This window comes from Solemya velesiana gill symbiont, from assembly GCF_002020805.1.
Classification (GTDB): Bacteria; Pseudomonadota; Gammaproteobacteria; order Chromatiales; family Chromatiaceae; genus Sedimenticola_A.
In genome coordinates, this window is sequence record NZ_MPRJ01000050.1 from 1 (window position 1) to 24213 (window position 24213).

The 24213-nt window shown below is 57.7% G+C and carries 26 protein-coding genes and 2 pseudogenes; 19 read left to right on the plus strand and 9 right to left on the minus strand.

All coding sequences use genetic code 11. From position 1 onward, the window contains the following. Positions 1-242: 242 nt before the first annotated feature. The 3 genes from dsrE2 to BOW53_RS08355 form a co-directional block, all read right to left on the minus strand. Positions 243-722, minus strand: a complete 480-nt coding sequence (gene dsrE2, locus BOW53_RS08345; RefSeq protein WP_078487516.1) for a sulfur carrier protein DsrE2 — start codon at positions 720-722, stop codon at positions 243-245. Between the two features lie 43 nt (positions 723-765). After that, positions 766-996, minus strand: a complete 231-nt coding sequence (locus tag BOW53_RS08350; protein ID WP_078487518.1) for a sulfurtransferase TusA family protein — start codon at positions 994-996, stop codon at positions 766-768. Positions 997-1233: 237 nt separating this feature from the next. Beyond that, complete coding sequence (locus BOW53_RS08355) at positions 1234-1464, minus strand: rhodanese-like domain-containing protein (RefSeq protein ID WP_342748422.1); 231 nt, start codon at positions 1462-1464, stop codon at positions 1234-1236. A gap of 185 nt (positions 1465-1649) precedes the next feature. On the opposite strand from BOW53_RS08355, the gene cysG reads away from it, so the two are divergent. Together cysG and ubiT are read left to right on the plus strand one after the other, a co-directional pair. Beyond that, a complete protein-coding gene (cysG, locus tag BOW53_RS08360) occupies positions 1650-3083 on the plus strand; it encodes a siroheme synthase CysG (RefSeq protein WP_078487519.1) in 1434 nt (477 codons plus the stop codon). 88 nt (positions 3084-3171) lie between these two features. Continuing rightward, on the plus strand, positions 3172-3657 hold the full coding sequence (ubiT, locus tag BOW53_RS08365; RefSeq protein WP_078487521.1) for a ubiquinone anaerobic biosynthesis accessory factor UbiT: 486 nt from the start codon (positions 3172-3174) through the stop codon (positions 3655-3657). A gap of 68 nt (positions 3658-3725) precedes the next feature. Here the strand turns inward: ubiT and BOW53_RS13720 are convergent, their stop codons facing one another. From BOW53_RS13720 to mnmL, 4 genes and pseudogenes are all read right to left on the minus strand, one after another. Then, complete coding sequence (locus BOW53_RS13720) at positions 3726-4280, minus strand: U32 family peptidase (RefSeq protein ID WP_342748423.1); 555 nt, start codon at positions 4278-4280, stop codon at positions 3726-3728. After that, on the minus strand, positions 4255-4635 hold the full coding sequence (locus BOW53_RS13725; protein ID WP_342748424.1) for a hypothetical protein: 381 nt from the start codon (positions 4633-4635) through the stop codon (positions 4255-4257). The genes BOW53_RS13720 and BOW53_RS13725 overlap by 26 nt, the downstream gene beginning before the upstream one ends. 15 nt (positions 4636-4650) lie before the next feature. Beyond that, positions 4651-5646 (minus strand): ubiquinone anaerobic biosynthesis protein UbiU, encoded by a 996-nt coding sequence (ubiU, locus tag BOW53_RS08375; RefSeq protein WP_078487523.1) that lies wholly within the window; start codon positions 5644-5646, stop codon positions 4651-4653. Positions 5647-5708: 62 nt separating this feature from the next. After that, positions 5709-6616: pseudogene (gene mnmL, locus BOW53_RS13925) on the minus strand (tRNA modification radical SAM protein MnmL/YtqA). Between the two features lie 220 nt (positions 6617-6836). Between mnmL and BOW53_RS08390 the strand changes: the two are divergent. From BOW53_RS08390 to BOW53_RS08445, 12 genes are all read left to right on the plus strand, one after another. Continuing rightward, positions 6837-7232, plus strand: coding sequence for a SirB2 family protein (locus BOW53_RS08390; protein ID WP_078487527.1), 396 nt, complete (start codon positions 6837-6839; stop codon positions 7230-7232). A 246-nt stretch (positions 7233-7478) separates the two neighbouring features. Continuing rightward, positions 7479-7802 (plus strand): ATPase, encoded by a 324-nt coding sequence (locus BOW53_RS08395; RefSeq protein ID WP_078487529.1) that lies wholly within the window; start codon positions 7479-7481, stop codon positions 7800-7802. Positions 7803-7817: 15 nt separating this feature from the next. Continuing rightward, the gene (locus BOW53_RS08400) at positions 7818-8867 is read left to right on the plus strand and encodes a V-type ATPase subunit (RefSeq protein WP_078487531.1); all 1050 of its coding nucleotides are present in this window, start codon (positions 7818-7820) and stop codon (positions 8865-8867) included. Continuing rightward, positions 8864-10759, plus strand: coding sequence for a V-type ATP synthase subunit I (locus BOW53_RS08405; RefSeq protein ID WP_078487533.1), 1896 nt, complete (start codon positions 8864-8866; stop codon positions 10757-10759). The genes BOW53_RS08400 and BOW53_RS08405 overlap by 4 nt, the downstream gene beginning before the upstream one ends. 49 nt (positions 10760-10808) lie before the next feature. Further along, positions 10809-11252: an ATP synthase subunit C gene (locus tag BOW53_RS08410; RefSeq protein WP_078487535.1), complete on the plus strand. Its 444-nt coding sequence runs from the start codon at positions 10809-10811 to the stop codon at positions 11250-11252. 12 nt (positions 11253-11264) lie between these two features. Then, positions 11265-11627, plus strand: coding sequence for a V-type ATP synthase subunit F (locus BOW53_RS08415; RefSeq protein ID WP_078487537.1), 363 nt, complete (start codon positions 11265-11267; stop codon positions 11625-11627). Continuing rightward, positions 11620-12267, plus strand: coding sequence for a V-type ATP synthase subunit E (locus BOW53_RS08420; RefSeq protein WP_078487539.1), 648 nt, complete (start codon positions 11620-11622; stop codon positions 12265-12267). Before BOW53_RS08415 ends, BOW53_RS08420 begins: the two co-directional genes overlap by 8 nt. 21 nt (positions 12268-12288) lie before the next feature. Then, positions 12289-14088, plus strand: a complete 1800-nt coding sequence (locus BOW53_RS08425) for a V-type ATP synthase subunit A (RefSeq protein WP_078487559.1) — start codon at positions 12289-12291, stop codon at positions 14086-14088. After that, positions 14085-15464 carry a V-type ATP synthase subunit B gene (locus tag BOW53_RS08430; protein WP_078487541.1) on the plus strand — a complete coding sequence of 460 codons (1380 nt, stop codon included), beginning with the start codon at positions 14085-14087 and terminating at the stop codon, positions 15462-15464. Before BOW53_RS08425 ends, BOW53_RS08430 begins: the two co-directional genes overlap by 4 nt. Positions 15465-15473: 9 nt before the next feature. Then, a complete protein-coding gene (locus tag BOW53_RS08435) occupies positions 15474-16100 on the plus strand; it encodes a V-type ATP synthase subunit D (RefSeq protein WP_078487543.1) in 627 nt (208 codons plus the stop codon). Positions 16101-16369: 269 nt separating this feature from the next. Further along, positions 16370-16681, plus strand: coding sequence for a GNAT family N-acetyltransferase (locus BOW53_RS08440; protein ID WP_078487545.1), 312 nt, complete (start codon positions 16370-16372; stop codon positions 16679-16681). Between the two features lie 18 nt (positions 16682-16699). Next, positions 16700-17632: an AEC family transporter gene (locus BOW53_RS08445; RefSeq protein WP_078487547.1), complete on the plus strand. Its 933-nt coding sequence runs from the start codon at positions 16700-16702 to the stop codon at positions 17630-17632. Here the strand turns inward: BOW53_RS08445 and BOW53_RS08450 are convergent, their stop codons facing one another. Then, positions 17633-18361 carry a FadR/GntR family transcriptional regulator gene (locus BOW53_RS08450; protein ID WP_078487549.1) on the minus strand — a complete coding sequence of 243 codons (729 nt, stop codon included), beginning with the start codon at positions 18359-18361 and terminating at the stop codon, positions 17633-17635. 105 nt (positions 18362-18466) lie between these two features. Here BOW53_RS08450 and acuI point away from each other — a divergent pair, with 105 nt between their 5' ends. The 3 genes from acuI (at position 18467) to BOW53_RS08465 (ending at position 20833) form a co-directional block, all read left to right on the plus strand. Further along, the gene (gene acuI, locus BOW53_RS08455; RefSeq protein ID WP_078487551.1) at positions 18467-19450 is read left to right on the plus strand and encodes an acrylyl-CoA reductase (NADPH); all 984 of its coding nucleotides are present in this window, start codon (positions 18467-18469) and stop codon (positions 19448-19450) included. 73 nt (positions 19451-19523) lie between these two features. Continuing rightward, positions 19524-20012 carry a paraquat-inducible protein A gene (locus tag BOW53_RS08460; RefSeq protein WP_245832066.1) on the plus strand — a complete coding sequence of 163 codons (489 nt, stop codon included), beginning with the start codon at positions 19524-19526 and terminating at the stop codon, positions 20010-20012. 44 nt (positions 20013-20056) lie between these two features. Continuing rightward, on the plus strand, positions 20057-20833 hold the full coding sequence (locus BOW53_RS08465; protein WP_078487555.1) for a hypothetical protein: 777 nt from the start codon (positions 20057-20059) through the stop codon (positions 20831-20833). Between the two features lie 111 nt (positions 20834-20944). Here the strand turns inward: BOW53_RS08465 and BOW53_RS08470 are convergent, their stop codons facing one another. After that, entirely contained in the window at positions 20945-22171 is a 1227-nt protein-coding gene (locus BOW53_RS08470) for a metallophosphoesterase (RefSeq protein ID WP_245832067.1), read from the minus strand. A gap of 175 nt (positions 22172-22346) precedes the next feature. Here BOW53_RS08470 and BOW53_RS08475 point away from each other — a divergent pair. Together BOW53_RS08475 and BOW53_RS13930 are read left to right on the plus strand one after the other, a co-directional pair. After that, positions 22347-23466: pseudogene (locus tag BOW53_RS08475) on the plus strand (6-phosphofructokinase). A gap of 225 nt (positions 23467-23691) precedes the next feature. Next, positions 23692-24063, plus strand: a complete 372-nt coding sequence (locus BOW53_RS13930; RefSeq protein ID WP_425442910.1) for a DUF3592 domain-containing protein — start codon at positions 23692-23694, stop codon at positions 24061-24063. Positions 24064-24213: the final 150 nt, after the last annotated feature.

Sequence of the window (24213 nt, forward strand, 5' to 3'; positions counted from 1 at the left end):
TCGTGGACACATGACAGGTGCCCACTTACGTTAAAAGAGGTGGACATCTACCGCGTTGGTCGTTCCTTGTACAGGCTGTAACGCCCGGACGCTTACCGTTCGGGTTTTTATTTACATCGTGAATTCAAACACTGCTGTTTAAGCGATATGCCACGCTATCGCACCGTAAATGCATAGCCATAAAAAAACGCCACACCCGTTTCCAGGTGCGGCGTTCTGACTTTCAGCGTCTGACGTACAGCTTAGATGTACATGCAGATGTCGCTTTCGCCGGCGAACTCGAAGAAACGGGCGGCACCCGCATATTCGACGCCGTCGATGAAGTCGGCAGTGTCCAGATCGAACAGGTCTACGGTCATCTGGCAGGCAATGAGGCGAACCTCGGCTTCCTGGCAGAGCTCACGCAGCTCGTCGATGCTGGCGACACCTTTGTCGGCCATCTTCTTTTTCATCATCATGGTCATCATGGACTGCATGCCAGGCAGTGCGGTACCCAGAACCGGGAACCACTTGTCCATACCCAGGGGCATCGGCATGCCGGGGTTACCCAGAGGGGTAACCTCCAGAGACAGCTTCTTGCGCAGGAGCTGAAGCCCATAGAAAGTGAAGAAGATCTCAACTTCGTAACCCAATGCTGCGGCGGTGGAGCCCAGAATGAACGGGGGATAAGCCCAGTCCAGGGAACCTTTAGTCGCAATAATGGCTAATTTTTTTTCGTCCATGTGAATCTCCTCCTAAATTGTGGGTGGATTCCAAATCAGGATGTTAAACCTTCTTGATCAGGAAGTGGAACTTGCCGCCCTCTTCTTTGGACTCCATCAGCTCATTGCCGGTCTGCTTGGCGAAGGCTTCAAAATCTTTTACGGAGCCCGGATCGGTAGCGATGATGTGCAGGACTTTACCAGCTTCCATACCGTTCAGGGTTTTCTTAGCGCGCAGGATGGGCAGGGGGCAGTTCAGTCCGCTTGCATCCAGTTCTTGATCAAAATCAGCCATTGGCAACCTCCAGGATCAATTGTTCTGTGTTGTGTACTCAAAATCAGCCGATACTTATATTCGAATTGGCAGAGAAAGGCAAGGGACTATCCATTGAGGGATATATTGAGGTATAGACCCTGGTCTACAGATTTCGTTTGCACCGGTTTAAGCGTAGGCAACGATCTCCTGACCGTTTCTCGCCCAGTCGATAATCCCGCCGCGCAGGTTCAGCACGTTGTTAAAACCCTGTTGCATCTAGTACATACAGGCCTGATAGGAGCCTGCGCCGCTGCGGCAGTAGAGGACAATCTCCTTGTCCTTGGGAAATTCGTTCATTTTGATGGGAATCAGGTGCATGGGCAGGTGCTCTGAATCCGGCAGCATGCCGTGCATCACCTCAGCTTCGGAACGAATATCCAGCAATACCGGCTTATCCTCGCCGGTGAGCCGGTTGCCCAGCTCAGAAGAATCAATTTCATTTACCACTGTTTAACCACCTTGGGTATCAAATAACCGAGCTTTTTAGTATATTAATAATTTGCTTATATATTCAAGCGGGACTCGTTGATTGTTGCCCAATGAGACGCGTGCTAGAGTTCCGCAGATTTTGCAACTGATTCATGCTCCTCCGGACAGCAACATCCGGCGGTTAACTGACAAATAGGCTTACGATGGATTTCCTTCCGATATTTTTCGACATCAAAGAGAAGACCAGCCTGATTATTGGCGGTGGTGAAGTGGCTGCCAGAAAGGCCGCCCTGTTACACAAGGCCGGCGGAAGAATCAGGGTGATCTCTCCGCACCTTTGCGCCACCCTTGACTCCATGCTGGAGAAAGGGTCTGTCGAACATATTCAGCGGAGCTACGAGGATGGGGATCTCGACGACAGTATCCTGGTCATCGCCGCCACCGACGACTCCGAGGTGAACCGCCGGGTTTCAGAGCAGGCAAAAGAGAAAAACATCCCGGTCAACGTGGTCGACCAGCCTGAACTGTGCAGCTTCATCGTACCGTCGATCATCGATCGTTCTCCTGTGGTTGCCGCCGTCTCCACCGGCGGTGCCTCTCCGGTACTGGCACGCCTGATCCGCTCACGACTTGAGTCGTTGATTCCTGCCGGTTACGGCCGCCTGGCAGAGTTGGCCCAGCGCTTCCGCGACAAGGTCAAGGCCCGCTTCGACAACCCCAACGACCGTCGCATGTTCTGGGAGAAAGTACTGCGTGGCGGTGTGGCCGAACGGGTCTTCTCCGGACACATGGAGGAGGCGGACATCGCCATGGAGCGCGCCCTGGCAGAGAGCAGCCCCTCCTCCCCCATGGGTGAGGTCTACCTGGTGGGCGGCGGCCCCGGCGATCCCGACCTGGTCAGTTTCCGCGCCCTGCGCCTGATGCAGCAGGCCGACGTGGTGGTCTACGACCGCCTGGTCGCCAAACCCATTCTGGACATGACCCGCAACGATGCTGAACGTATTTACGTGGGCAAGGAGCGGGACAAGCACGCCATGCGCCAGGAGGAGATCAACCAATTGCTGGCAGACCTCGCCAAGCAGGGCAAACGGGTGGTGCGCCTGAAAGGCGGCGATCCCTTCATTTTCGGACGCGGCGGCGAAGAGATCGATACCCTCTCCTCACAGGGGGTTCCCTTCCAGGTGGTACCAGCGGTTACCGCAGCTTCAGGCTGTGCCGCCTACGCCGGCATACCCCTCACCCATCGTGACTATGCCCAATCTGTGACCTTTGTTACCGGTCACCTGAAGGACAACACCACCAACCTGAACTGGGAGCAACTGGCCCAGCCCAATCAGACCGTGGTCTTCTACATGGGCCTTTTGGGCCTGCCGGTGATCACCAGGGAGCTGATCGCCAACGGTGTCTCCCCCGACATGCCCATCGCCCTGGTGCAGCAGGGGACTACCGAGAAGCAGGAGGTCTTCACCGGTACTCTTGCCACTATCCAGGAGGTGGTCGAGCGGGAGAAACCCCAGCCACCGACCCTGATCATCGTGGGCGAAGTGGTGGAGCTGCAGGAGAAGCTGAGCTGGTACAAGGCGCCTGCAGAACCAAAACTGGGGGCTACCACCGAAGTTGTAGGCTCCTATGAGTAATGTCACGGCTTGTTCTGTTGACAACGGCCCTGCCGTTACCAGAGGACATCTGCCGGTTTACTGATAAAGAAATATCGAGCGAAGTGTTATGAACAGTGCCGTATCCAGCCTGCCCCGCCTGCCCAAATTCCCAAAGCCGTTGGCGCTTCCCCTGGGCCTGATTCCCACCGCTGCCAACAGCGCCATTCTGGCCAATATACTGAACCGGCTGTTCGCACCGGAGTTGGCCGACGGGGAACTGGACTTTCTGGAAGAACGGGTCATGCTGATCGAAGCCAGGGATGCCCGTCTGAGCTACAAGCTGACCCTGAAAAACGGCAGGATCAGTGCAGCAGACAGCAAGCAGACCCACGATCTGAGCATCGACGGCACTGTTTACGATTTCCTGCTGCTGGCCACCCGCCGGGAAGATGCAGACACCCTCTTCTTCAACCGCAGGTTGCGCCTCGGTGGCGATACCGAACTTGGGCTCTACGTAAAGAATTTTCTCGACGCCCTGGAGCTGGACGACAGACTCGGTCCCTTGCTGAAACTGCTCAACGGGGCCACCACGGTAATCGGCAAGCTGCCTTAATTTGCCCCTAAGGAACAGCGTAGGAGCGAACTTGTTCGTTCCTACGAGAACACCGATTCTTCAATCGGCTAAACCAGGGATTGGGCAGCAGCCTGGGCTTTTTGCTCCATTCCCGCCTCGCCGTGCCAATAACCGTCACATGAGCCTACGGGCATCAACTGCTCCAGCTTCCGGGTCCCTTCGCTGAGCGCCATCTCACCTCTAAGACAGCGATCAAAAATCTCGGTCACCTTATCGGTCTGGTTGTACTGGGGACTGATGCGCACGATGTCCACCTCCAACTCCCGCATCCGATCCAATTCCGGCAGCAGGTAATAGGTGTGCGCAGACTGGGTCTGAATACCGTTTATCGCGAGAAACCGGGTATCGTCCTGCGCAGAGAGGGTCAGGCCGTCCGGGTTGTCCAGGCAACGGTACTGGCAGTCGTCCTTGGGCAGGTTGTGGGCCCTGGCAGTAAAGCAGCGTGCCGAGTATGCCAGGGGCAGACGACCGTAGGCGAAGACCTCTGTCTCCACCCCATCGGGACGGCCCTTCTGCATCTCGGCCAGTGTCTCATGACTCAGTTCCACCGGCAGGACCCAGCGCTTCAGCCCCTGGTCAGCCGGTCCGGTCGTTATAGACATTGACGCTGTGTCCCACAACAAAGGGCCTGCCCTGCATCAGGTGCACGGCCCCCATGTCGTTGGCTTCGACCAGGTATGTATCGTTGGAACAGATGCGGCGCAGGCGCTTGAGTTCCGACTCCGCTTCCAACAGTGCAAGGCTGGACAGCACCACCTCCTTGCCAGCCGCTGCCAGTTTATCTGCCAGTTCGAACCAGTCATCGAGCTTCAACAGGTTACGCTTGGAGCAGACGCTCTCCCCCAGGTAGACGATATCCACTGGCGAATCGGCGACCCGTTCATAAAAGGCAAGGACATCCTCCTTCGACCAGTAGTAGAGGATGGGGCCCAGTGATAGCTTGGGTTGAACACTCATGATTGAAACGACCTGTTACTGCCAGGGGCGGGAATAAGCGCCCAGTGTGGTTTGGGTTCCCTCGGAGACCTTGCCAAGCTCTGCAAGCCAGTCGGCTTGGGGCTTGTAGTGTTGAGGGTCACGCTTGCAGGCATCGATGGCAGCCCGCCAGATACGGGCAACCTGGGCCACGTAGACCGGGCTGCGTTGCCGCCCCTCGATCTTTATTGCCGACACCCCGGCATCCAGCAACTGGGGAAGTATCTCCAGGGTATTGAGACTGGTGGGCTCCTCGATGGCATGATAGGTGTTGCCACCAACGCAAAAGCTACCCTTGCAGAAAGTCGGGTAACCCGCCGTCTCACCCTTGCCTGTACGTTCGATTAGCACGCCGCCGAGTCGGGTCTCGAGGCCTTGAGGGGTCTCCTTCCACTCCACGTGACTGGCCGGTGAGCAGGCGCCGTAGGTGTTGGGCGAACGACCCGTTGCGTAAGAGGAGAGAATGCAGCGCCCTTCCACCATCACACAGAGACTGCCGAAACCGAACACCTCGACCTCCACCGGGCTGCTCTCCACCACGTGCTTTACCTGGCCCAGGGAGGGTACCCGGGGCAGTACCGCCCGCTTGATCCCGAAATGATCCATATAGAACTGCAGTGCTTCGTAGTTGGTGGCGGAACTCTGCACCGAGAGATGCAGGTTCAAACCAGGGTGTTTCTCCGCCGCATAGTCGAGCACACCGATATCGGCGGCGATCAGCGCATCCACACCTAGATCGGCCGCCTGGTCCACCGCCTGTTGCCAGCGTGACCAATTGCCCGGCTGGGGATAGGTATTGAGGGCCAGAAACAGCTTCACGCCCCGCTGCCGTGCGTACTTGATCCCCTCGGCCATCTTGGCCGGACCGAAGTTCAAGCCGGCGAAATGGCGCGCATTGGTGTCATCGCGAAAACCGAAGTAGACCGCGTCGGCGCCATTGTCGACTGCCGCTTTAAGTGAAGGCAGATTGCCTGCCGGACATACAAGTTCCATACAACTCTCAACTCAAATCGTTTCTACTGCCGAGCACAAAACTCTCGGATTATGCCGCTCGTTCAAGCCGTCCCCTGGGCCGGTAAAACCAATCCGGAACCTCCCGCTTCCCCTGCATTCTTATCAACCAGGGCACTACCCTGCCTGGTGCCCCTGCGCTTCAACTCGTCTTCAACGGCATTCAGCACCGCCCACTTCTTACCACACCACCGGGGTGTCAAAAGGATGTCCGGTGAAGCCATGGCAGTTGCCCTGTGAATCACAACATCCGGTGGTGTTCTCTCCAGCATGTCCGCCGCGATTGTGATGTACTCATCCTGGGTCAGCGGGCTGTACTCCTCCCGACGCCACTGGTTTGCCAGCAGGGTGCCTTTCACAACATGCAGCGGGTGAAGTTTTATGCCTTCCACCCCAAGTTCCAGCACGCGCTCAAGGCTCTGCAGGGAACGCTCCCTCCCTTCGCCTGGCAAACCGATTATCAGATGTGCACACACCGACAGACCCCGCAGTCGGGCTGCCCGCACCGCTCTTTTATATTCTCCGAATCCGTGCCCCCGGTTCACCCGTTCAAGGGTGTCGTCGAAGGCAGCAAGCGAGTCTTCGACCTCGTGAAAGATTTTGGGACATCCAAGCCCCCAAAATCGACTCGGCCTTCAACAACCTATTAGTGCCCCGGACGTCCTGGTCACCGACCGCTACGCGATAACATCGCAAGCTCGTTACCGCTCCACAGTCGCCTCCCAATGACTACACGCACGGCGTCCCGCCTCGATCTGCTCGGCCACCTCCAGTGGCTTTCGGCGCTGGGATTGAAAGAGGCGTTGTTGCAGAAGGTACAGCCGCCTCTCCCCTTGCTGCCGTCACGATTGGGGCATGTGAAGCCTGCATTGATGGCAAGTTTATGCACCCGTTCGCCATAACGCGACAGGAGAGCCTGGCCAAATGTATTAATGTAATCGGATAAAGCCACGTATTTACTCGGGAACGCTGTTATGCAGCCAAAACCTTTTTTCACAAGGGTTGTGAATAATAACCGATGCACCCTCCCATATTCACCTCAAATACGTAAATGACAGACATCAAGGCATTTATCTGGACAGACTCTAAAAATCCTCCACAAGCACAATGGCGATGCCACGTTGAAAACGGTATGCTTCGCCCTCTTTTTCAGAACTTTATTTGCTGTCGAAATGATCCACTACTGGGCCAAGAACCTGCATATCGCCACTGTCGCCTTCAACATCGGCTTCTTCCTGCTGCGATACTACTGGATGATCAACAATTCCAGGCTGGCCAAGAAACGCTGGGTACGCAACATCTCGGTATTCAACGACACCCTGCTGCTTATCGCCGGCATCACCCTGGCCATACTGATCAGCCAATACCCTTTCCAGGCCCACTGGCTCACCGCAAAGCTTGCCGGGCTCCTGGTCTATATCTTCCTGGGCAGCATCGCCCTCACCTACGGTCGCTATAAGAGCCTACGGATCGTCACTGGTCTTCTGGCCCTGGTGAGTGTCGCCTACATCGTTATGGTGGCCCGCTACAGAACGGCAGATATTCCCTCAGCCTCGGGCCTTTTTTAACCCCATGAGGGAGCCGCGGCGAACAGCGCCCAATTTTAGCTCAGAGTACAAATCAACCGCTGCTATCGGGCCGAGGCGGCCCTCCCACGACTTTATGAGTAAAAAGATCTCATAAACCCCTCCGTGGGAGCCGCGACCCGCGGCGAAAGTGAACTAATGACCTAGCGCATCTGCAGAAATTCCGGTTTTCGCTAAACTACTAATTAGGAAGAAAACAACAGCCGATTTCTTTGACGGGGTACCCGTATGGACAAAACGCTGCAGCGTCTTCTCGATGCCGAGGTCAACGCCGAGCGCATTGCAAAGGATGCGGAGGCAGAGCAGGAACGCATCATCCAGGGTGCACTGCTGGAAGCCCGTGCCGAAGACGCACGCTTCGAGAGCCGCATCCCGGAGATTCACGCCTCGTTTGTCGACAAGGCGGAGGAGCGGGCTGACCAGATCATCAGCGAGATGAAACGGCGCTACGACGAACGGCATACCCAACTGCGAAATCTTGCAGAGAAGCATGAACAGGAGGCACTGGACGCCGCCTTCGAACTGTTGATGGACCCCACCCAAGGCACCTGAGGCGACACAGCAAAGATGACCGCCCCTGTATCCCATACCTACCTCAACACCCGGGCAGCCATCCTTGCTGACCGGTTGCTGAACGAACAGGACCTGAGTGATCTCGCCGACCAATCACTGGAGCACCTGGGCCGGGACTTCGGGGTCACCGATCTTCTTGAAGAGAAAAAGAGCAATGCCGCCATCAACCGTGCCGTCGAGCGTGCCCTGATCAGCACCCTGATGCATGAACTCTCCGTCCTGTTGCGACCGCTGAAGGGTGCCGCCAGGGATGTGCTGGTGCACTGGATACGCAAGTTCGAACTCTACAACCTGAAGGCGCTGATAAGGGGCAAACTCAACCAGCTGACCTACGAAGAACTGCGCGAGAATCTCTACGATCTTCCTGCCCTGATCAGCCTCCCCCACCAGGAGCTGCTGCGTGCAGAGAATACAGCCGAGCTGCTGCGTCAACTCGAAAAGAGTCACTATGCGGACATCGCCCGCCAGGCACGACGAGTTTACCAAGAGAAGAATGAGCCCTTCTCACTGGATGCCACCATCGATCAACGCTACTACGCCGGCCTGCTCAAACGCGCCCGTGCTACCGGACCGGAAGATCTGAAACCCCTGATGAAACTGGTCGGCACGCTGGTGGATCAGCAGAACCTGCTGTGGCTCCTGCGCTACCGTTTCGGCTACGGCCTCTCCCCCTCCGGCACCTATTACCTGCTGGTGCCGTTCGGTCATCAACTGAGTCGGGAGTTGCTCAAGAAGCTGGTGAACATGAACAGCTTCCAGGATGTAATCGAGGCCCTGCCCGCATCCCTGAGAGAACGCATCGGTGAAACCGATCACATCATGGACGTGGAAGAGGCGATGTCCGACGAGACCTGCCAGAAGTCCCGGTATCTGCTCAGGCACAGCGATTCCGGACTGACCCGTGCGCTCGCCTTCCTGGTACTGCGGGAAATCGATCTGAAACGGATCTATGCCATCATCCAGGGCAAGGTGCTCAAGCTGAACGACAACCTGATCAAGCAGGGCGTAGGACTGCACACCCTGGCCGAGGGAGGGACATCATGATCAAGCCCCTCCCCATGAAACATGTGCTGCTCCAGGTCATGACCGACGATCTGCCCAGGGTCTCACTCACCCTCGCCGACCTGGGCCTTTTCAGCCCCGACTACCGCCCCTTCGAAGAAGAGAACTTCCCCATCATTCCTGGCGAGCACTACCGTGAACTTTTTCACCAGGCCAGCTCCCGCCTGGAGAAGATCCGCAGAAATATTCCGCTTAGAGAGCCATTGGAGCTGAAGGACATCCACGTGGTCGGTGAAGAGGAGCTCACGCGCTACAACAACTGGCTCGGCACCGTCTGGGAGCGCTGCTCCCAGTTCGAGGAGACCTTCCGCGAACTCACCTCCGAAGAGCGCATGGTTGACCAGCTCGACCAGGCCCTGGACAACTTCACCGCCCTGAACATCGATCTGAGCCTGATCCATGGCGAGAAGCACTTCCTCGACATCCACCTGGGCATGGTGCCACGGGACAACATAACCCAGCTGAAGGAGGCGGTCGCCCTTGCCGGCTACATGCTCTTCGTCTACATGGCACACGGCGACAATGATCACGTCATCATCCTGGGACCCAAGAGCGAAAAGGAGAAAGAGATCGTGTCGGTGCTGGACACCGCGGGTTTCCGCCCCCTCCCGGTCCCTGCGGAACTCCAGGACGAGCCCGAGAGAGTGCGCCAGGATCTCCTCGACCGTAAACAGAAGGTATTGACCGAGCGCAAACGCCAGCAGGACGATATGAGCGCCTGCGGTGACGAGCTTCGCAATGAACTGGAGACGGCCCAGCGCATCCTCATCATGGCGGAACCGTTCGTCACCCTGGAGACGGCTGCACGTTCCTCCGGCCGTCTTACTGTAATCACTGGATGGCTCCCCGCACGTGCCATCAAACGCACCCGCAAAGCCCTCACCAGGGAACTGGCCAATCCGTTCTGCCTGGAGACCCGCGATTCATTGAGAGAGGAGCGTCACCTGGTGCCCAGTTACCTTCCTACTGGAAAGATGGCTTCGCCCTTCCATACCCTGGTCAAGCAGTACGGCATACCCCGCTATGGCGAAGTGGATCCCACGATCCTCTTCTCCCTCACATTCATCGCCATGTTCGGCATGATGTTCGGCGACATAGGCCACGGCCTCACGCTCATGCTACTGGCCTTCCTGCTCCGCAGGAAACTCAAGAGCTTCACCCTGCTGGGGATCAGCGCCGGCGCATCGGCAGCGGTGTTCGGCGTACTCTACGGCAGCATCTTCGGCTACGAGGAGTTGTTTCACGCGGTATGGATACCGCCCCTCTCCGATCCCATCTACATGCTTACCGCGGCACTGCTGTGGGGTATCGGCTTCCTCACCCTGATCACCTTCATCTGCATCCACAACCGTTTCATCGAGGGTGATATCAGCCGAGCGGTTTTCGATACCAACGGCCTGATCAGCATTCTGCTCTATCTCTCGGTGTTGTGGGGTGCCTACAACTTCTACGCCAGCGGCAGCTTCGGCATCACGGCCGCAATACTCAGCCTGGGATCACTGCTGGCGCTGCTCGCTTACAAACTGATCGAGACCCATGCACCACCGGGTGAACGGATGCTGGTGGCATTCATCGAAACCTTCGAGACCTTCACCGGCTACATCTCCAACACCCTCTCTTTCCTGCGCGTCGCAGCGTTCAGCCTCAACCACGTGGCACTGGCCATTGCGGTATTCACCCTGGCTGACATGATGGATACCATGGGGCACTGGCTGACGGTGATCGGCGGCAATATCTTTATCCTGGTTCTCGAAGGCGCGATCGTCACCATCCAGGTGCTGCGTCTCGAATACTACGAGGGCTTCTCCCGCTTCTTCTCCGGCGACGGCCTGGAGTTTAAACCACTTAAGCTGAATCAAAGGGGGACGGCATGAACAGCATCGCCCCCGTCATTCGTTCTCTAACCATAACAAGGAGAAAACCATGTATTGGCTGATCGGTCTGATGACGATGGGCATCTTTGGCCTGATACTCACAGGCATCTATATGGAGATGCAGCCCGACAAAGGAGTTAATCCAAAGCGTTGGTTCAAGCCCGCCATCGGCACCAACCTGGTGATCTTCGTGGGTGCCCAGGTCGCACTGGTGTTCATGGGCATGCAGGAGGTGATGGCGGCCCCTGCCGTAGCAGAGGCAGGCGGCGAGATCACTGTCGGCATGGGCCTGGGCATTATCGGTGTCGGCATCCCCACGGCCATCAGCACCATCGCCGCGGGCATCGCTGTAGGCCCCATTGGCGCGGCCTCACTAGCGGTATTGGCTGAGAAGCCGGAGATCTTCGGGCGAACCCTCATCTACCTGGGACTGGCCGAAGGTATCGCCATTTACGGCCTGGTGATGAGTATCCTGTTGCTGGACAAAATCTAAAACGATCCGGACATGGCAATGCAGACAACGCTCAACGACATTCCCACCACCCGCATGCTGTTCATGGGTGACGCCACGCTGACCGACGGTTTCCAGCTGATCGGCTTCGAAACCATACCGGACCCGTCAGTGGCTAAACTCGACGAGGTGTTGCGAGAACTGATCGAGCAGAAGCACAACGCCTTCATCATTCTCGACCACCGGCTCTCCGAGTGCGACAGCCAGCTGTTGGCGAGGGTGCGTTCAGAGGGAGGGCGTGTCGTGGTAACCGAGGTACCTCAGCTTCATAAACCCGAGGAGTTCCACTGCAAGATCGACAACCAGGTACGCATGTTGATGGGCGATACAAATATGAGGGAATGCAGCGATGGCTGACCAGGTACAAGAACTCGAATCGGCCATACTTCAACAGGCAAAACGGCTTGCTGCCGAATACCAGGAACGGGCCAAACGCAGCAAAGACAACATCCTGCGCGAAGCTCACGACCGGCTGCACCTACGCGAAGAGCGCGAAGTGCTTCTGGCCAAGGCCAAGTCTGAGCGCATCTACCGGCGCAAGGTACAGGCCAGTGAATTGAAGTTCCAGAAAGAGTTGGACCACCTGCGCTGGGACCTGGTGCAGGGCATACTGGAACAGCTCGACGACAGGATGACAGAAATAAGGAAAGACCAGGAAGCCTATCTTGAACTGCTTTCCCAACTGCTCGCTGCCGCAGCGCAAACACTCGACGCCCCCAGGTTGGTGGCGGAACTCAATGCCGACGACCTGAAGGTACTCAGCCCCATCTGGGCCAATTTCGTAAAGGGTGCTGCACCGGACCGGGAGATCAGCCTCAACCCCACGCCCATCGAGACACACGGCGGCATCCTGGTGCGCAGCGAAGACAACAGCGTGCGGGTCAACAACACCTTCGAGGGGCGCAGTGAACGCCTGGCAAGCCAATTACACCAGGTCATCCTCCAGCGGTTGCTGCCGGACCGGCGCACCCACGAAAGTGTATCCAAGACGATATAAAAGGATTAGATGGATAAAGCCATGAGCGAACAAAACAACAGAGGCATTATCCGGGAGATCAACGGCCCGATCGTCACCATCACCCTGCCGGGTGTACGCAACGGCGAGCAGGTCAAGATCGGCGAACGGGGCCTCTACGGGGAAGTGATCACCCTGCGCGGCGACAATGCCGTGGTCCAGGCCTACGAGTCTACCGAAGGAGTTCGTCCAGGTGAGCCAGCAGAAGCACTTGGCTGGCCACTGTCAGTAGAGTTGGGACCGGGTCTGCTGGGCAGTATCTTCGACGGCGTACAGCGTCCCCTGGAAGAGATCTTCGAAGGCCATGGCGACCACATTCCCCGGGGACTCAGTCTCCCCGCCCTTGACCGGGAAAAAAGCTGGCACTTCGTTCCCGAAGAGAGCCTTGAGCGCGGCACCCACCTGGAGTCGGGTATCCGTCTCGGCACTGTACAGGAGACCGAGACCGTGGAGCACCGCGTCCTGGTACCCCCGGACCGTGCAGGCGAGCTGGTAGAGCTGGCACCGGAAGGCGACTACACCCTGGAAGATACCATTGGCCGTGTACGCACTCCTGACGGGCGTACCCGCAAGCTCAAGCTCTACCACCGCTGGCCGGTGCGCAACGCCCGCCCCTACGTAAAGCGTGACCATGGCGTGGCTCCACTGATCACGGGACAACGCATTCTCGACACCTTCTTCCCCCTGCTCAAGGGCGGCAAGGGGGCTGTGCCCGGCCCCTTCGGTGCCGGCAAAACCGTTGTCCAGCAACAGATCGCCCGCTGGTCCAACGCCGATATCGTGATCTACGTCGGCTGCGGAGAACGTGGAAACGAACTGGTAGACATTCTGGAAACCTTCCCTACCCTGCAGGATCCCTACTCAGGGCGAAAACTGATGGAGCGCACCCTGCTGGTGGCCAATACTTCCAACATGCCTGTAGTGGCCCGCGAGGCCTCCATCTACGTCGGCATGACCATGGCCGAGTACTACCGTGACCAGGGCTACGACGTGGTGATGCTTGCCGACTCCACCAGCCGCTGGGCCGAAGCCCTGCGTGAGGTTTCGGGCCGACTAGGCCAGATGCCCGTGGAAGAAGGCTATCCCGCTTATCTCGCCTCCCGCCTGGCCGCTGTCTACGAACGGGCCGGCCGTGTTGAGACCGGCGGCTGCGACAAGGGTTCGGTTACCCTTATCGGTGCGGTATCACCTCCCGGTGGCGACTTCTCCGAACCGGTAACGGCCCATACCAAGGAGATCATCCAGACCTTCTGGGCCCTCTCAAAAGAGCTGGCCGACGCACGCCACTACCCGGCCATCGACTGGACCGGCAGCTTCTCCGAGCACGTCAGCACCGCCGGCAAGTGGTGGCATAAAGAGATCGATCCCGATTGGGAGGCCCGTCGGGGTGAAGCCCTGGCCCTGTTGGCACGGGATGCGGAATTGCTCCGCATCGTCAACCTGGTAGGCCCCGAGGCCTTGTCCTCGGCCCAGCGCTGGGAGCTGGAGGGTGCAGCCCTAATCAAGGACGGTGTACTGCAGCAGAGCGCCCTGGACGAGGTGGACACCTTCTCCTCCCCCGAAAAGCAGTTCCTTCTGCTGGACATGGCCCTTACCGTCTACGAGAAAGGGGCCGAGCTGATCGAACTGGGCGTGCCGGTGCAGGAACTTACGGACCTGCCGCTGCTGGCCAAGGCCCGCCGTGCCAAGCAGGTCTATGACAGCACCCAGACAGAGCAGCTGCTTGAACTGATGGAGGAGTTCAACCAGAGCTTCGACAAGATCCGAACCGAATACGCTAAATTCGAGGAGCATGCGCAATGAGCGCCAGGGAGTATCGAACTTCATCCTATGCCCAGGGTGGCCTGCTGGAGGTACGTAACACCCCGGAGGTCTCATTCGGTGACCGTGTCCTGATCAGGGACCACATGAACCGGATCCGCAATGGCCAGGTGATCAAGTCCTCGGAGGGGAGTGTGCTGATCCAGGTATTCGAGGGGACCAGCGACATCGACCTGGAGAGCACCTGGGTACGCTTCCTGGATGAACCCTTCGAGATCAGCCTCTCTCCGGAACTGCTGGGTCGGGTTTTCAACGGCATCGGCCAACCCAAGGACGGACGCCCGCCCATCGTCTCCAACCTCAGGCGCAACATCAGCGGCACCGCCATCAATCCGGCGGCGCGTACCTATCCCCGGGAGTTCATCCAGACCGGCATCTCCACCATCGACGGCCTCAACTCCCTGGTCCGCGGCCAAAAGCTGCCCATTTTCTCCGCCTCCGGCCTGCCCCACAACCGCCTTGCCGCCCAGATCGTGCGCCAAGCCAAGCTGGTGGACGAGGAGTCCCACTTCTCCATCGTCTTCGCCGCCATGGGCGTCTCCTACGCCGACGCCCGTTTCTTCCAGGAGGAGTTCTCCAACTCCGGTGTGCTCGGCAACGTCGTGATGTACATCAACCTGGCCGATGACTCGCCTGTTGAACGCCTCGCACTGCCCAGGGTGGCGCTCACCGCCGCCGAGTACCTCGCCTTCGAGCTGGACCGCCATGTACTGGTGGTGATGACCGACATGACCAATTACGCCGAGGCGCTGCGCGAGGTGGGCACGGCCAAGGGCGACGTACCCTCGCGCAAGGGCTACCCGGGCTACCTTTATTCTGACCTGGCCGAGATCTACGAACGCTCCGGACGCATCCGCGACCGCCACGGCTCCATCACCCTGGTGCCGGTGGTGAGTATGCCTTCGGACGACATCACCCACCCGATCCCGGACCTCACCGGCTACATCACCGAGGGCCAGATCGTGCTCAGCCGCGAACTGCACAACCAGGGCATCTACCCGCCGGTACATATCTCGCCCTCCCTCTCCCGCCTGATGAAAGATGGCATCGGCAAGGACGACACCCGGGAAGACCATCCCAGGGTGGCAAACCAGCTCTTCGCCCTCTACGCCCGTGCGTTGGAGACCCGCAACCTGGCGTCCATTATCGGTGCCGACGAACTCTCCGAGCGGGACCGCCGCTACCTGGGCTTCGCCGACGAATTCGACAAGCGCTTCGTGGGCCAGGACGAGGACGAGGATCGCTCCATCATCGAGACCCTCAACCTGGCCTGGGAACTCCTCAGCATTTTCCCCAAGGATGCGCTGACCCGGGTCAAGGAGACCGACCTGGCCAAGTACCACCACACCGGAGATTAAACGGGAGCCATGGCACAGCAACTGATCAAGGTCCCCCCCACCAAGAACACCCTGCTCAACCTGAAACGGCAGGTGCAGTTCCTGGAGGATGGCCATGCGTTGCTGGAGCGCAAGCGTGAGTTGCTGACCCGGCTGGTCTACGAGCGGATCGGCGAGTACTGGAGACTGCGCAAGGAGACCCACAGCGCGCTGAGACTGGGTTATCACTGGCTCTCCCTGGCCCAGCTGCGCATGGGCAGCAAATCCCTGCAGCAGGTCGCCATGGGCACCAACCCCGCACTCAACATCAGCATCATTCCCAAGCGCAGCATGGGGGTGGAGTACCCGGCGGTCTCCGCCGAGAAGATCCCCATGGAGCCCATCGGACTGCTCGGCACCGACCCCAGTTTCGACGAAACCCGCAAGCGACTTACCGAGGCCACCCTGCTGCTCACCCGCCTGGGTGAATCGGAGATGGCCCTGGGCCGGCTCATTGCAGAGCAGCGCAAGGCCCAGAAGCGGGTCAACGCCCTCAAGTACAACATCATCCCCCGCTACCGCAACACCATCCGCTATATCCAGTCGGTACTTGAAGAGGAGGAGCGCAACACCCTCTTCCAGATCAAGGTACTGCGCGAGCAGGAGCAAAGCGCTTAGAACCATCCACACAATGCGGACTTGGCACCCGAATAAGCATACAATGGTGCATTGCCACAATTTGCCAGAGCCGCTGCACCCATGGAGATCAGAGAAGTAACATCTGAAGACGCCGAGGCACTGATCCGGCTTTTCGACACCCTGCACCGTGAGACAAACTTCATGCTGTTCGAACCGGGCGAGCAGGAGATGCCCCCAGAGCTGGAAGAAGAACTGATCGAGGCATTCTCATCAACACAGACCCAGTTTCTGCTGGTAGCCGACGATGATTGTGGCAACTGGTCGGCTTCATCGGGGGTCACGGCGGCACAGCCAGGCGTAACCGCCACTGCATGCTCATCGCCATGGGGATCCTTACGGAGTACTGGAGACAATCCATCGGCACCCAATTGCTGGAAGCATTTGAAAGGTGGGCAAAAAACAATGACATCTACCGCCTGGAACTGACCGTTCAGGAAAGCAACGACAGGGCGCGAGCGCTCTATGAAAAATTCGGTTTCGAGTACGAAGGAATCAAACGGGATGCGTTGAAGATCAACGGACAGTTCATCGACGAACGCTATATGTCAAAACTTCTCTAGCAGAAAAAACACGAATCAATGCTTTCGATAATCTACGCCCTGGTACCCGTCATCCTGGTCATCATTCTCGGACTGGTACTGAAACGTTCCCCCGTGATCGGGGAAGCCCACTGGCGTGGCATAGAGAATCTCTGCTACTACATTCTCTTCCCCGCCCTGCTGATCAAGACACTGGCCACGGCAAAGACCGGCACGGCGGAGGTACTCTCCTTCTCCGGCATGGCGCTGTTCGCCATCTTTGCCATGACGGGGTTTATGCTGGCTCTCTATCCCGTTCTCAAGGGACGTGGTGTCAGCCCGGAGTCCTTCACAAGCCTGCTTCAGGGAGCGACCCGCTGGCACGGGTTCATTGCGCTATCAATTGTCGACTTTCTGCTTGGTGACGAGGCTATCGCTTACATGGCAATCACCATGGCGGTAATCATACCTCCCCTCAACATCATCAATGTTGCCGTTATGGCAAGCATGATCGGTGGTGGCAACGGCCTTGGTGATGTCATCAACAAGATCTTTCGAAATCCCTTCATCATCGCCTGCTTTGTCGGGGCCCTGCTCAACCTGACGGGCATCGGCCTGTCAGGGCCGGTTTACCAGGTCTTCGAAATGTTGGGCAACGGTGCACTGGGTGTCGGCCTTCTGGTAGTCGGCGCTGGTCTCGAATTCAGCAAGGTGCTGGAGCATCGCTTCCTGGTCGCCTTCGGCACCTGTATCAGGCTGCTGGGCATGCCCCTGCTGATGTTTACCGGCGCCTGGCTGTTCGGAATCGAGGGGATGCCCCTGACCGTGGCGGTCATCGCTGGCGCGGTTCCCACGGCCGCCAGTTCCTATATTCTGGCCCGGCAGATGGGAGCCGACGCCCCCTTGATGGCGAACCTGATCACCGTGCAGGTGGTTGTCTCGATCGTCACCCTGCCGGTGATGATCTGGCTTACCCAAGGCCAGTGGACATAGTCAACGGCGGTTGGCCTGGGCCTTGAGCTGTTGCTGGTGCAGGTAATCTATTTGCTCTTGAATGACAGAAACGGCAAGCGCCTCATCCCGGTCATTCAGGGCCTGCAACAGGCGCTCATGCTGATCCACGATCAACTCCCGTTCCCTGAAACGGAAAGCGATCATGTTGGCAATGGGCTGCAACGCTTCGATCACGGCAAACATCACGAAACGCAGCACCCCGTTTTGGGTGCCATCGGCAATGGCCCGGTGAAAACGTACATCTGATGCACAGAACTCCTCGGGCGTGAGGTCGTCCTGCTGCTGGAGTTTCAACTCCATGGTCATCTGCTCAAGATGTTCCTGCTGCCGGTTCTGAGCAGCAAGACGGCAGCAGAGGGTTTCAAGCTCCCAGCGTGCGAGGTTGATCTCATCCAGCTCGAATTCCCCCATGCCCACCAGCAGGGTCATTGCACTGGTGAGTCCCTCGCTGAGGTCAGAGGGTTTGGGCCGGTTGACGAATGTACCACCGGTGGGCCCCCGACGAGAGCGCACCAAGTTCTGGGCGGCCAACCGTTTGAGTGCCTCCCTGATAGTGGGCCGAGAGACATCGAACTTGGCTGCCAGTTCCTCTTCTGTGGGCAGCCGGTCGTCTGCCTGGAGACTCCCGGAGAGAATCGCCTCGCGGATCTTGTCCGCAATCTGCCGCGAAAGACTGACGGTGCTCAGCGGTTCGAAATCAATGCCCAAAATGGCTCACTCCAGAAAAACTGTTGACCTTATCGGCCCGAAGATTTAATTTGTCTTACAAATATCATTATTAATGTCCAACCCATCATAACCGGAGAAACTGCCATGTTCAAAGCGCTGGCGCTGGATCAAGCCGAAGGTAACACCGTTTCCGAGATCAAGCAGCTCTCGGTAGACGATCTTCCCGAAGGAGAAGTGCTGGTTGCGGTGGATTACTCCTCCCTCAACTACAAGGACGGCATGGCAGTCACCGGAACCGGAAAAATCATCCGAAACTGGCCCATGGTTCCCGGCATCGACTTTGCAGGCAAGGTGCTTGAATCCGCATCCGATCGATTCCAGGAAGGCGACGACGTCATCCTCACCGGTTGGGGTGTAGGCGAACGCTACTGGGGGGGTTATGCCCAGCAGGCCCGGGTCAAGGCGGACTGGCTTGTCCACACCCCGGAAGGGCTGGACTCTCGCAAGGCGATGATCATCGGCACCGCCGGCTTTACCGCCATGCTCTGCGTCATGACCCTGGAAGAGGCCGGTGCCACGCCGGACAAGGGTCCCATACTGGTCACCGGCGCTGCGGGTGGTGTGGGCAGCGTCTCCGTGGCCCTGCTCAGCAAACTGGGTTACCAGGTATTGGCCGTTACCGGCCGTGAGTCCACACACGACTACCTGAAAGGGCTGGGCGCCACAGAGATTGTTACCCGTGAAGAGATGGCGGCCCCTGCCCGCCCCATTGAATCCCAACGCTGGGCCGGCGCCGTGGATACCGTGGGTGGCGACATCCTCGGTCGTGTACTGGCGGAGATGGATTACAGCGGTGCCGTGGCCGCATGCGGCCTGGCAGCCGACTTCAAACTCAACACCACGGTGATGCCTTTCATCCTGCGCAACGTGAGCCTGCGCGGTGTCGACTCGGTCTCCTGCCCCCAGCCCCGCCGGGAAGAGGCGTGGCGCCGACTGGCGGAACTGCTGCCGGAGAGCACCTATGAGAACATCAGCCACGTGGTCTCCCTGGAAGAGGTCGGTGATGCGGCCCAGCAGATCATGAAGGGGCAGGTTCAGGGCAGAGTGCTTGTCGACCCCAACAGGTAGCGTGCTTCAGTAGCTGTAACAACTCTGTGGTATGTTAGGGCCTGTTGACAGGCCAACACAGGCAGCCGCAGTTTTGTCGAAGACCGAAAAGCTCACCCTCAATACCCTGCTGATTCTCGCCGCCATCCTCATCTACATAGGGTTGACGGCACCGATGATCACCATCGAGAAGTTCATCTTCATCAGCAACTCATTTTCAGTGAGTTCAGGGGTGGCCGAGCTCTACAGAAACGGTGAGACCCTGCTGTTTCTGATCATCGGCATCTTCAGTATCCTGCTGCCGATACTGAAACTGCTGTTGCTGTTCATGCTCACCAACCCGCTACGGCGGAAATCCGAGAAGATGAAGCGCTATCTCCACTTGGTGCACGAGTACGGACGCTGGTCCATGCTCGATGTCTTCGTTGTCGCAGTCATGGTGGTATCGGTCAAACTGGATGCCATTGCCAAGGTGTACGTCCACTCCGGTCTCTACGCATTCGGTGCCGCGGTACTGCTCACCATGCTCGTCACTGCCTGGGTGGTCCGGCTCTCCTACAAGGCGGAACCCGTGAACTCCTGACCCGAGCCACGACCCATCACCTGCCATGCAGAGGAAACCCAACCTTGATTTTCAGTCTGTTCGATAAGACACCTGTCCTGGATGCCGATTCGTCCCAGTGGCTGTTCGACACCTACGCCTGGGCGATGAAACAATTCAATGCCGAGATTTTCTACAATCAGACCCCGTTGGTGCTGCCTACCAATGACTATTTACCGGGCCGCGTGGACAGTGTGCACGGCATGGCGAGCCTGATCTTCGAACGGGTGAAGGGCTATGCGGGCGTTAGCCACTGGCCCACCCTGCTTGCCGATCAAAGCAGCTGTGCCCTGGTCGGGCCGCCCAAGGTCGAAATCAAGGGTGCACTGCGCGGTCCTGAAGGGATTGCCGACGATACTGCCGATGAGGCTCACCGGCTGTTGATCCCCTACAACCCCCAGCAGATCAACAACCCCGAGGGGATGATCGCAACCTTTGCCCATATCATTGCCCACTACCTGGCGCAGATGGCGAATGAGCCACCGCCAGGTGGTGCGGAGTATTGGCCCCATGCCACCGAACTGCTGGCGGTCTACCTGGGTTTCGGCGTTATGTTCGCCAACAGTGCCTTTACCTTTCGGGGCGGCTGCGGCAGTTGCTACAACCCCAATGCAAACCGCGACGCCTACCTCACAGAGATCGAGTCCACCTACGCCCTTGCCATCTTTGGCGTGCTGAAAGAGATACCCAACTCCGAAGTCACACGCCATCTGAAGAAACACCTGCGCGGCACCTATAAAAAGGCTGTCGGCGACATCCAGGGGCGCACAGAAGACCTGGCCATGCTCACAGCATTAAGATAGAAAGAGCGGCAACTCCCCTCTTCCATTACAACCCACAGGCGCGGGGTGTTGTTTTATATGCATACAAAGCTTAGCGGTGTGTGACACGCCGGATAGTGAAAACCACCTCGTCTACAGCGTCCAACACCGAAACAGGCCACTGGAAACGGGTTTCCATCCTGGACATTCCAGGGAGTCACTCCCCCCACTTCGCAACGTGATCCGCAAAATTTCTCCACGATGCCAGAGGCGCATACGGGGCCCCCAGGTACCGGTACCACGTGAGATGACCAGTGTCATTTCACCGATCCCGTGACGCCCTTCGATCAAGGGAAAGACCTGATAAGTCAGGTAGTCGAAGGGCCATATCTGGCCGCCATGGGTGTGACCGGCCAGCATCAGGTTCACCCCTGCTTCAGCAGCTTTTTCCGGATGACGGGGTTCATGGGAGAGCAGGATGGTTGCACCGTTTGGACGGTTGACCAACGCCTTGCCAAGGGCATCCGCCGTACGATCAGCCACACGGCTGTAGGTGGGATTCTCAATGCCTGCCAGGACCAGGCCGGGCCTTATCTCTGTCCATCTATTGCGAAGGTCCCTGAAGCCCGTCTCCTTTATCATATCGGCGTAGTTGTCATGGGAGCCGTAAAACTCGTGATTACCACGAATAGCCCACAGGCCCAACGGCGCAGAGAGCCGGCCCAGCATTTCCAACAGCCCCCCGTCGACTTTGCCGTGCCCCTCAAAAATATCCCCAAGCAGGACCACCAGGTCCGGTTGCTGTGCCTGCACCTGGGCGAGCCGTGCTTCCAGCCAATCCCTGTTGAGCAGTACACCAAGGTGCAGATCCGACAGTGCAACAAGTACCGTACCGTCCAGTTCGGAAGGCAGACCGGCAAGTATTACCTCGTGATGCTGTACAGCCGGCGGACGCAATCCCTGGACCAGGGCGACAACTGAAAGTGCCATGGCGATAGCGAGAGCAGCCCCTCGCAGCAGAGACAGGTGACGGGTCAGAAAGAAACCAAAACCGGTAAGGAGGTCCGCTGCAAGCAGCGAAACGAAATTGAGAAACAGCACCCCCAACCAGATCATCCCGACCAACTCAAATGTCGAGGCAATAATCCCACTGCTGTAATGACCAAGGTAGTGCGCCAGGACAAATACAATCCAGAGGACAACACCCACGACCACCAGTGCTTTCCTGTGAGAACGCTGTTCAGGACGGGGCACTGAACAGGCACGCCAGAAGACATAGAGGTGCAACAGGGTAAAAACGGACATCAGAATGACGCCAAACACTTTCTCTCCCTTGAGGCCGCCCCTGTATTCCAAGCCGGCACAATAAATGAATGCCAAACTCTGACCCTATTATAACACAAGGTCTTCCAAGGTGACGCATATGTTCTCCGCCACATCAGCCACCACGGACCTGGTAATTCCCATTTCTCTGAATCATTCACACGGGTTTGGGCATGCACCGTTTTTTGGGATATGGTCACCACAACAAACCAAACGACAGTGAGAAGTAAAGATGACGAAGCATATTGGAATCCTCACCGCCGGTGGCGACAGCCCGGGACTCAATGCAGCAATCCGCGGCGTCGGCAAGGCCGCCCAGGGTGTCTACGATATGCGGGTTATCGGCTTTCGGGATGGATTCCGGGGCTTGGTCGACAACAGAACGGTCAGTCTTGAAGGCGGCATCCTGTCAGGCATTCTTACGGTCGGCGGCACTATCCTCGGCACCAGCCGTGACAAACCCCACAAGATGAAAATCGGCGGCAAAAACCAGGACATGACCGATATCATCGTCGAGAACTATCATGCCAACCATCTCAATGCACTGGTATGCCTAGGCGGCGGTGGAACCCAGAAGAACGCCCTGCAACTCAAGCAGAAAGGGCTCAACGTCATCACCATGCCGAAGACCATCGACAACGACGTGGGCCTCACCGACACCACCTTCGGATTCGATACGGCACTGGGTATCGCCACTGATGCCATAGACCGCCTCCACAGCACGGCCCACAGCCACCACCGTATCATCGTGGTGGAGATCATGGGCCACCGTGCAGGATGGCTTGCCCTGGGTTCAGGGATCGCCGGCGGAGCCGACGTCATCCTGCTCCCGGAACTCCCCTACCAGCTTGAACGTGTAGCCGAAGCGATCACCTCCCGGGTCAAGCACGGCAAGAATTTCAGTATCGTGGCCGTGGCAGAAGGCGCCATGTCGGTGGATGATGCATCCATCGTTCATGCAATCCAGCAACGCATCGCCGATGCTGAAGCCGCGGGTGATAAAAAAGCCCACAAGCAGGCAAAGACTGAACTACGCCAATGGGAGAGCGAAAACAGCGATCACACCCTGAAACTAGCACGCCAGTTGGAAGAGCTCACGGGACTTGAATCACGCCCTACCATCCTCGGTCACCTGCAGCGCGGTGGCACCCCGTCGGCTGCTTGCCACGCGCCTGGGGACGGCGTGCGCTGACCTGATCAATGACGGTGTCAGCGGTGTCATGGTGGCCGCCCGCGGTGAAGGGACCGAAGCGATCTTGCTGGAAGACGTGGCCGGTAATAAAAAGCTGGTTCCCCTGGACCACCCCTGGGTGGAAAGCGCCAGGAGAGTGGACGTCTCTTTAGGGGATTGACTCCAGCGACAAGCCATATGCCTTTACAAAAGAATGCTTAAAGCTCTGAATGGGATTCATCAGTGCTTTTAAACATTACTGTAAGAGGTTCAAGTGACTTTTCTAAGACTGTTACCCTTTGTTTTTATCTTGACGTTTATCGCCGGAATCATACTGGCGATATCCGGCTGGGATGATGTCGAGGAGGCCCAGGCGTCCGAGTCATGGACCACCACAGAAGGGAGAGTGACATACTCCCAGCTGGATGCAAAAACCCTGACCAGGCGCATTGGCTCGGGAACGGTACATACCAATCTATTGTTTCGTGCAGATATCCGATACGAATACAGTGTTGCCGGAACCTCCTACTCGGGTACAGATGTCACAATAGAGCGAATATGGACCCAGGATAAAGCGGTGGCAAAGAGTACGCTTCAGCGGTATCCCATTGGAGCAAGAGTAACGGTCTACTATGATCCGTCCACTCCACGACGCAGTGTCCTGGAGCCAGGAATGAAGGGCGGCTGGCCCGCACAAATTGAACTGGGTGTGATTTTTTGTGTGGTTTCCCTTATTGGTTTTGCAATAGCCAGTTACCTAAAACGGTCTGGGTCATGAGGATCAACATGTTCATCTGGTTGTCGAATTGATTGTGGTCAGTGCGTAGCTTACTAGGGCCTGTTCACGTTAATCAACGTGTCTGAGATGAGTGAAGCCAGGATAAAGAAGGTGAACATCACATCCAGTTTTTCGAATCTTGAAAAGATC